This window comes from Vibrio sp. D173a (genome assembly GCF_030248475.1).
In genome coordinates, this window is record NZ_JAHGAH010000543.1 from 1 (window position 1) to 688 (window position 688).

Sequence of the window (688 nt, forward strand, 5' to 3'; positions counted from 1 at the left end):
TCAGAAAATTGGCGGAGCAGACGGGATTCGTTTGATACTTGGTAACTTCCCTGAAGTGACGATGGTACACAACGCCAATACCGCCATGACTATGGGCGCGATTGATGCACTGAATGATGCCGATAAACTATCAGACGTCTACGTGACAGGTTGGGGTGGAACTTCAAAAGAGATTGAAAAGATTCGCTCGGACGAGTTAGATGCGACACCAATGCGAATGAGTGATGACCTAGGCGTTGCGACAGCTGAAGCGATTAAGTTTCACCTAGAGCAAAGAGAATCCGAAGTACCTTTGGTGTATTTGGGACGTATTACGGTTGTACATAACAAAATGAATGATGACCAGCTGAATAAACTGACCGAAGAGGCGTTCCGTTACTCAGGAAAGCACTAAGCTGCCTGATTCGAATCTAGAAAACAAAAGAGCCGTTTATCTGTCTGCTTGTTTAAGCATCAGTAAACGGCTTATTTTTAGAGTTATAGGGAGGTGCGTTTAATTGGCAACCTCTTCAAGCACTTCACCCACCGAACCACTAGGCTGTGTGATACCGAGCTTGTTGGATAAAGTAGGGGCGATATCATACGGAGTAATACCGCGCGTTACCTTTTTGCCTTGAACGTCATAGCCCGCAAAGATCACAGGAACATGTGTGTCATAACGCCACGGAGAACCGTGAGTAGAGGCGAT

The 688-nt window shown here is 46.1% G+C and carries 2 pseudogenes; one reads left to right on the forward strand and one right to left on the reverse strand.

The window, feature by feature from the left end:
• Positions 1-394 (forward strand): annotated as a pseudogene (locus tag KIV40_RS27390) (ribose ABC transporter substrate-binding protein); the annotation flags it as partial.
• 99 nt (positions 395-493) lie between these two features.
• Here the strand turns inward: KIV40_RS27390 and KIV40_RS27395 are convergent.
• A pseudogene (locus tag KIV40_RS27395) lies at positions 494-688 on the reverse strand (alkaline phosphatase family protein); the annotation flags it as partial.